Origin of the sequence: Veillonella sp. ICM51a (assembly GCF_000524355.1) — a bacterium.
Taxonomy (GTDB): Bacteria; Bacillota; Negativicutes; order Veillonellales; family Veillonellaceae; genus Veillonella; species Veillonella atypica.
This window is the reverse complement of sequence record NZ_JAPX01000012.1, coordinates 1-6767: the sequence shown is the minus strand read 5'-3', so window position 1 is coordinate 6767 and position 6767 is coordinate 1. Positions and strand designations below refer to the sequence as shown.

General features: G+C 38.3%; 8 protein-coding genes. 7 read left to right on the top strand and 1 reads right to left on the bottom strand.

Translation table 11 applies throughout. The annotated features are described in order from the left end of the window. The first annotated feature begins 212 nt into the window (after window positions 1–212). From HMPREF1504_RS01565 to HMPREF1504_RS01540, 6 genes are all read left to right on the top strand, one after another. Window positions 213–1496: an adenylosuccinate synthase gene (locus HMPREF1504_RS01565; protein ID WP_005378132.1), complete on the top strand. Its 1284-nt coding sequence runs from the start codon at window positions 213–215 to the stop codon at window positions 1494–1496. Window positions 1497–1714: 218 nt separating this feature from the next. Next, window positions 1715–2059 (top strand): helix-turn-helix transcriptional regulator, encoded by a 345-nt coding sequence (locus HMPREF1504_RS01560; protein ID WP_005377990.1) that lies wholly within the window; start codon window positions 1715–1717, stop codon window positions 2057–2059. A gap of 2 nt (window positions 2060–2061) precedes the next feature. Beyond that, the gene (gene dinB / locus HMPREF1504_RS01555) at window positions 2062–3462 is read left to right on the top strand and encodes a DNA polymerase IV (RefSeq protein ID WP_232203309.1); all 1401 of its coding nucleotides are present in this window, start codon (window positions 2062–2064) and stop codon (window positions 3460–3462) included. Between the two features lie 90 nt (window positions 3463–3552). Further along, window positions 3553–3837 (top strand): hypothetical protein, encoded by a 285-nt coding sequence (locus HMPREF1504_RS01550; RefSeq protein ID WP_005381175.1) that lies wholly within the window; start codon window positions 3553–3555, stop codon window positions 3835–3837. Between the two features lie 200 nt (window positions 3838–4037). Further along, a complete protein-coding gene (locus HMPREF1504_RS01545) occupies window positions 4038–4283 on the top strand; it encodes a type II toxin-antitoxin system Phd/YefM family antitoxin (RefSeq protein ID WP_038122847.1) in 246 nt (81 codons plus the stop codon). After that, a complete protein-coding gene (locus tag HMPREF1504_RS01540; protein ID WP_038122844.1) occupies window positions 4280–4684 on the top strand; it encodes a type II toxin-antitoxin system VapC family toxin in 405 nt (134 codons plus the stop codon). Before HMPREF1504_RS01545 ends, HMPREF1504_RS01540 begins: the two co-directional genes overlap by 4 nt. Before the next feature lie 74 nt (window positions 4685–4758). Here HMPREF1504_RS01540 and HMPREF1504_RS01535 read toward each other — a convergent pair whose 3' ends face one another. After that, entirely contained in the window at window positions 4759–5640 is an 882-nt protein-coding gene (locus HMPREF1504_RS01535; RefSeq protein WP_038122842.1) for a hypothetical protein, read from the bottom strand. 164 nt (window positions 5641–5804) lie between these two features. Here HMPREF1504_RS01535 and HMPREF1504_RS01530 point away from each other — a divergent pair, with 164 nt between their 5' ends. After that, window positions 5805–6734: an IS481 family transposase gene (locus HMPREF1504_RS01530; RefSeq protein ID WP_005379765.1), complete on the top strand. Its 930-nt coding sequence runs from the start codon at window positions 5805–5807 to the stop codon at window positions 6732–6734. Window positions 6735–6767 lie beyond the last annotated feature (33 nt).

Below are 6767 nucleotides of genomic sequence, written 5' to 3'. Positions count from 1 at the left end.
GCACCCCCCTTTTTGGAATTAGAACAGGCGTGTACTAATTTGTAGGGGCACATACACCCCCTTTTGGAATTAGAACAGGCGTGTACTAATTCGTAAGGGCACATATATACGCGCGTTTGAATTAAACTCTTTATTTAGTCTTTTCGTGCTTTGCTATTATGTTGTATAATAACTATGGATTAATTTGACTTTCACAATTGGAGGACATAGATATGGCAACAAGTATGGTAATCGGCACTCAATGGGGTGACGAGGGTAAAGGTAAAATCGTTGACTGGATTGCGGAACGTGCAGACGTTGTAGTGCGCAGCCAAGGCGGTAATAATGCAGGTCACACTGTTGTAGTAGATGACAAGGCATTCGCGCTTCGTTTATTGCCAAGTGGTATTTTGTACGATGATAAACAAAATATCGTTGGTACAGGCGTTGTTATTGATCCTAAGGTGTTGTTACAAGAAATTGAAGGTCTTGAAAAACAAGGTAAATCTGCTAAATCCCTTCACATTTCTGACCGTGCTCATGTCATCATGCCTTACCATATTGCTCTTGATATGGCCGAAGAAGCATCCAAAGGTGATGCTAAAATCGGTACTACTAAAAACGGCATCGGCCCTTGCTATGCTGATAAGGTAAACCGTATCGGCATCCGCATTTGCGACTTGTACGATATGGAAACTTTCAAACAAAAATTGGCGTACAATGTTGAGTTTAAAAACAAAATGCTTACAAAGGTATACGATGCTGAACCTGTTAATTACGATGAAATCTTAGCAGATTACATTAAATATGCAGAGGCTTTGAAACCTTATGTAACTGATACAAATAATGCTGTGTTGAAAGCGATTAAAGAGGACAAAAAGGTATTGTTCGAAGGTGCGCAAGCAACTATGCTAGATCTTGATCATGGTACGTACCCATTCGTAACATCATCCCATCCAATCGCTGGTGGTGCTTCCACCGGTGCGGGTGTAGGTCCTAACTATTTGAAAAATATTTTCGGCGTTGTGAAAGCTTACGCTACACGTGTTGGTGCAGGCCCATTCCCTACAGAACAACTTAATGAAATTGGTGAAGAACTTCGTACGCTTGGTCATGAGTTCGGTACTGTAACAGGTCGTCCTCGCCGTACTGGTTGGTTAGATCTTATGGTTGTAAAATACGCAGCAGGTCTTAGCAGCCTTGATTATTTAGCTATTACACGTTTGGATATTCTTGATTCTTTCAAAGAATTGAAAATCTGTGTAGGTTACAAATTAAACGGCAAAAACGTTGAAGGCTTCCCTGCTAGCTTGACAAATCTTGAAGCATGCGAACCTGTATATGAAACATTGCCAGGTTGGGAAACAGACATTTCCGGCATTCGTTCTTATGATGAATTGCCTGAAAATGCGCGTAAATACGTAGAACGTATTGCAGAAGTAACAGGCGTGCCTTTGGGTATCGTATCTGTTGGTCCTAATCGTAACCAAACAATCGATCTTGTTAACGTATTTTAATCTGCTGTAGCCAATTATTATAAAAAATAATAAGCGGAGATTCTTATTAGAGAATCTCCGCTTTTATGCGTATTTTCTATCTCATAAATAAATTTAATTATTCAATTAAAATATTTTAATGAGAATAAAAAGAAAAAAATAGATTTAGTTATAAAAATAGTATATAATAGTATAAAAGTAGATTGATAATTTTTGATGTATATTGAGGAGTTTTTCTTATGGTTGAAGTTTCCTATGAACGTTTGGCAACGATTTTTAAAGCGCTCAGTGATGAAACAAGATTGCATATTATAGATATGTTGTCATGTAATGAGTTGTGTGCAGCAGATATTTTGGCAAGTTTTAATTTATCTCAATCCACATTGAGCTACCACATGAAAATCTTAATTGATGCTGGCGTTGTAAATTCTCAACGTAATGGTCTTTGGACTCGCTATTCCATCAATGAAGATACATTTGGTGATATTTTGGAAATCATTCCACAATTGTACAAAACTAAAGACGAATGCATTTGTGCACAAATCAAATACTGCCGTCTTGATGAACACGAAAAAGATGCGTAATCATGAGACGCTGGATTATGCATGTTGATATGGATGCTTTCTTTGCATCCGTAGAACAACTGGATCATCCTGAATACAAAGGCCACCCCGTTATTGTGGGTGGTCTTTCTTCGCGTGGCGTCGTAGCTACTGCATCCTATGAGGCCCGAAAATTTGGTGTCCATTCGGCCATGCCCATTTCGCGGGCGAAGAAACTTTGTCTGCACGGTATCTACGTGTATCCGAATATGGCTCGTTATAAGGAGATTTCTCAGATCATCCACAAGGTGATGGAGGAATTTACACCTATCATTGAGCCCTTATCTCTGGACGAAGCCTTCTTGGATGTTACGGGTATTACCCATAAATTCACAGGCCCCAAGGCTTTGGGCCGTGCTATTAAGGACCGCGTGTTTGAGGAAACGGGGCTCATCATTTCTGCTGGCCTGGCCCCGAATAAATTCCTTGCTAAACTGGCGTCTGACCTAGATAAGCCTGATGGGCTTGTGGTTATTCCTTATGGTAAGGAATGTGAAAGCCTCGCAAATTTGCCCATAAAACGCATATGGGGTGTAGGTCCTAGTACGGAACGACGCCTTAAAGATGGTGGTTTTGTCTTGATAAAGGATGTGCAGGCCTTGTCGGATGAGAAACCGTTAGTGCCTTATGTGGGCAATCAGGCACGGCGTATTTGGGAATTGGCACGAGGCATCGATGAACGGCCTGTAGAACCGGATCGTCAAATTCAGTCTGTCGGTAATGAGGAGACCTATGAAAGCGATGTCGAGGATCCCGCTATTATCGATTTAGAACTTCATTACTTTGCCAATCGCGTAGCCAAACGATTGCGTAAATATGGTTTGATGGGTCATACCGTGTCCATTAAGGTGCGATACAATGATTTTAAGACCGTATCCCGCCAAAAACGGCTCGATTCTGCTACGGACCAAGAACGTATTATCTATGATACATCCGTACTATTGTGGAATAAACTCATGCGTGAACGGAGCAATGCTAGACAATGGGAGGCTCGCAATACTAGCCAATCGAATCGCCGTGATGCTAATACTTTCACCGACAACGCTAATGATAGACCGATTACGGAGAATCGTGAGATGATGGGCGCCGCACCGTTACCTCAATTTGATACATCCGTTCTCGATATGCCGCTCAAACCAATTCGGCTCTTAGGTGTGACGGTTAGTGGACTTTCAGCAGAAGGGATTGTACAAGACGATTTATTCTCCATTGAAACGGGCGAGAAAGATGAGAAGCTTTCAACCGTGCTAGACTCGTTGGCATCTAAATTTGGTGAAGGGGCCATCATGAGTGGAGCCCTTTGGCGTCGTGCTCACGGCGATGGTGGAGAACGGCGAAAACGGTCGGAATTAAAGGCCGAAATGGATTTAGATAATGAAGAATAAAATTCTTTCAAGAATAGAAACATTCATGATACAATGTACATGTATAGAAATGTGTATACGCATGAAACTATCTGCAAGAGAGGTATAAATATGAGTATATTTCGTGTGGCCATCCATTATGGTGTAAATAGTAACGGGGTTTTATCTTACGATACGGATACAAAAATCGTAACGATAGATTTACCTGAACAAGAATGGATTGATAAGGTCCGTGCATACTTAAACGAAGAACATACTATTGAGAATGCAACAGGTCTCGATACGTATGAACGGGTACAAGTAAAACCTTTAGAATCCTTGGAAAACTTTAAATTAGCTCTTACACGCATGTGGGGTGCTATTGACGTACAAGTCGATTGGAGCCGCCCGGCGTAATTAACATGAGAACCCCTTCGTAGCCTGTTTATGCTATGAAGGGGTTTTCTTATTGTGGCTATAGTTTTACTGTGAGTCTATAAAGTAAAAGAAAAAGTATTACATAATGTAGAGGCAATAATATGATTAACGGATGATTGAGAATATAGTATAATAATCTTACAAATGTACTAAATTTACCAAAGATTGGGGGTGGAGAGATGTGCCAAGTTAGTTTAAATGAAGCTCAACATGAGTTAAATAGCCTTATACAGAAACTTAAAACTGGAGAAGAACGTGTTGTTTATATAGTCCGTGATGATAATACTGTTGTAAAATTAACTTTGTCAGAAGGTAATAGTACACCCGTAAAGAGATTGGGAATAGGAAAAGGGAGGATAATAGATCCTCCAAATTTTGATCAATTGGATAAAGACGTACAAGATATGTTTGGAGATGTAATATGAATTTATTACTAGATACTCATATGTTAATTTGGACTTTTCTCGATAGTGAAAAGTTGCCGACATTTGTAAGAAACCTTATTGCTGATTATCAAAATACAATCTATTTTAGTATGGCCAGTATGTGGGAAGTGGAAATAAAACATATAAAGAATCCAGTGCAGATGCCTTATGGTGCAGAACTATTACATGAATTATGTGTAGAGGCGGACTTTAAATGTCTTGATATTGATTTTTCACATATCATGGCTCTGCATACATTAAGTCTATTATTAGGTGCGAAACCACATCATGATCCCTTTGATAGACTATTAATTAGTCAAGCTAAAGCATCAGACATGATTCTTATAACGCATGATAAATTATTATCAGGGTATGATGAACCTTGCGTATATACAGTTTAACTACAAATGCCGTATCATATTTCTTGAGTGAAATGTGATACGGCATTTGTCATAGAGAGTGTATTTAAATATTGTTAATCAAATTTTTTATTTGTTAGGTCTTGATACATAAGCTTAGCGATTTCATACTGTGGGTCGCCAGCTTGCAATTGGTGTGACGGTAGTTTAAATACAGCCTCAGCTCTTTCGTCTTTCTTGATATCGATACCTTTTACATCGTCAGAACGACTTATGGAAATGGTATGGGTTGTTGGATTTATGAAGTACGCATTTACATCGATGCTGAAAGCTTTATTTTCATCTTTTCTCATGATTGTACGTAAAATCATAGCTGAAATAGCAGTAGTACCATCCTTTTCGCCTAATAGTTGCTTAGATGTGTAGTTTACATAATCAGCATAGACGTAAATATCGCCAGGTTTGGCCTTATCATAATCTTGTGTATAGGCTTCTACCAAACGTAAATCGAGCTGTCTGCCAAATGGTCTAGAAAACATTTCGCTTTGTAATTCGCGTGTTTCGCTAACAGGTGGATAGAACGGTATAGGTGTTAAACCTTTTAGCATATCTGTTCGTATTTCGTTTTTCCGTTTAGCGCGACGTTCTGCAGTGACCTTGTCTAAGCGTTTACGTTCTTTTAACATGGCCTTTTCTTGTTCTTCTTTAGACTTATAAGTTTTTACAGATACAACACGGTTACCAGACATAGTGACTGTCGAATAAATTGGTTTACCGTTAGTAGGTTTTCCCTCAGAAGCATCAAGCGTAGATTGTACTATGGCTGGTGTTGCGCTTTCAATTGATTTTCTTAACTCTGGAATATTGGCGTAATCCATATCAACCACAGCAGTATCTGTGCTTTCACTTGGCTGCGCAGGTGTAGCCCCGTATGCGGATGATATAGCTAAGATAGCTAATAGTGAACTGGTAATAATCGATCGTTTACATAGTTTCATTATACATACCTCTTTTTATAAGAACTCTCTAATACTATCAACAGCTGTATTATAGCATATGTAAGAGTATAATACATTTGTGACAAGTGAATAAAAAATGAGAAGGAACTCTGTTATAATGAAGTTGCTTAATCCAAACATTACAACAAAAGGAGTTTCTTCTCATGCATTCTATTATAACTGAAGAATTAAGATTTCGTAAACGAGTATGTGAATATGCTATAAAGTATGGAAATAATGCTGAAGCTGCACGCCGTTATCATACTAGTAGACAACAAGTACAACGTTGGGTGAAGCGTTTCGACGGGACTATCGATTCACTTCGATTGTATAGTCGTAAACCACATTCTCATCCTAATCAACACACTGAGGAAGAACTAGCACTTATCAAGCGTATGCATTCTAAGTTTAAACATGAAGGGCTGTCTCAAGTATATGTTGAGGCAAAAAAGCGTGGTTATAAACGCTCATATGGCTCTATGTGCCGACAAATAAGGTGTCACATTAAAGAGAAAAAGGTTGTTAAATCTGTTCCAAAAAGCAAGTGGAAACCAGATCTAGTAACATATCCAGGAGAAAAGGTTCAGATTGATATAAAATACGTACCTCGCGAGAGTTTAGCCTTTTCAACACAAGGAAAATCTTACTATCAACTTACAGCTATTGATGAGTTTTCTAGAAAGAGAATTCTAAAAATTATAGATGAAAAAAGTGTTACTAATACAAGTCGGTTCTTATTAAATTTAGAAGCCAAAATGGGATTTCCTATTCATACAATACAAACAGATAATGGTCGTGAATTTACAAACTATGGAGTAAAAGATCGAGAGTGTTTATTTGATATTGTATTAAAAAGATTAGAAATAGAGCATAAAACGACAAGACCATTTTCTCCGTGGCAGAATGGAAAGGTAGAGCGCAGTCATCGAATTGATAGTGAGAGATTTTATTCTCGTAAGTTTAATAGTATGGAGAGTTTTCTAAAAGCACATAGTCGATATGCTAATAGATATAATAACATTGCACAAAAAGTCTTAAACTTTAAATCACCAAACCAAGTTATAACAGAGTACTTTATGAATCAAAAGGCATAGGTATTTGTCACAAATGTTTGATTACTCTAGAAA

Coding starts and splice junctions, on each gene's coding strand:
- HMPREF1504_RS01550 (WP_005381175.1), top strand. CDS start 3,553: ATGAGTATATTTCGTGTGGCCATCCATTATGGTGTAAATAGTAACGGG.
- dinB (WP_232203309.1), top strand. CDS start 2,062: ATGAGACGCTGGATTATGCATGTTGATATGGATGCTTTCTTTGCATCC.
- HMPREF1504_RS01565 (WP_005378132.1), top strand. CDS start 213: ATGGCAACAAGTATGGTAATCGGCACTCAATGGGGTGACGAGGGTAAA.
- HMPREF1504_RS01545 (WP_038122847.1), top strand. CDS start 4,038: ATGTGCCAAGTTAGTTTAAATGAAGCTCAACATGAGTTAAATAGCCTT.
- HMPREF1504_RS01560 (WP_005377990.1), top strand. CDS start 1,715: ATGGTTGAAGTTTCCTATGAACGTTTGGCAACGATTTTTAAAGCGCTC.
- HMPREF1504_RS01535 (WP_038122842.1), bottom strand. CDS start 5,640: ATGAAACTATGTAAACGATCGATTATTACCAGTTCACTATTAGCTATC.
- HMPREF1504_RS01540 (WP_038122844.1), top strand. CDS start 4,280: ATGAATTTATTACTAGATACTCATATGTTAATTTGGACTTTTCTCGAT.
- HMPREF1504_RS01530 (WP_005379765.1), top strand. CDS start 5,805: ATGCATTCTATTATAACTGAAGAATTAAGATTTCGTAAACGAGTATGT.